This window comes from Winogradskyella sp. SM1960 (assembly GCF_020179375.1).
GTDB classification, from domain to species: domain Bacteria; phylum Bacteroidota; class Bacteroidia; order Flavobacteriales; family Flavobacteriaceae; genus Winogradskyella; species Winogradskyella marina.
Window position 1 is genome coordinate 1 of the sequence record NZ_JAICBG010000046.1, and the last position, 711, is coordinate 711.

Consider the following 711-nt stretch of genomic DNA (forward strand, 5'->3'; position numbering starts at 1 on the left):
CGTTGGCAAACATATGAAAAGACATCTACTAACTTCAATCTTAATTCTGATTTTTATGTTTTCTTGTAAGCAAAAGGAAACTAAAAAAACGGAACAAGTTGAACAAAAACCAACGACTGAATTAAAAGCTGAAACGGAAAATAAGATTGAAAAAGTTACTATTCCAGAACAGTACTTTGAAATTGATAGTTTAAGGTCAAAACTGGAATCTGAATTAGATAAATTGGCTCTGAATTCAAAATTTGATTTAAAAACTGAACCGAAAACCAATACGCACGACAAATCAATAACTGACACAATAAAAACTCGGACTTTTGACAAGACTGAAATTTATTCTTATCGTTATCAGGACAGAGAATGGATTTATTCAGCGAAAATAAGAAGTCCTGAATTTAAGTTTTTGGATTCAGTCCAAATCGGAATAAAAAAACAGACACTTGAAAATATATTAAAAACGGAATTGCAATCTGATTTAATAAAAATTGGAGATTTAGAGAATACTTCAGTTTTTATTTTTGCATTTGAAAATGACACGCTGAAAACAATCGATTATCAAGGCTACGTGGATTAAAATACGATTTGCCAACACCGTGTATAATTAATTGCTTTGGTCGTTGCTTATTTGGAAAATTCCTTCGGAATTTTCTCGCGTTCGTTTTTGTTTACTAAATTAGTTGCTTAAACACGCAACTAACCATACACAAAACCGTT

General features: G+C 30.8%; 1 pseudogene. It reads left to right on the forward strand.

Annotated features, from left to right (window positions below):
• Positions 1–571, forward strand: a pseudogene (locus K1X16_RS17910) (hypothetical protein); the annotation flags it as partial.
• Positions 572–711: the final 140 nt, after the last annotated feature.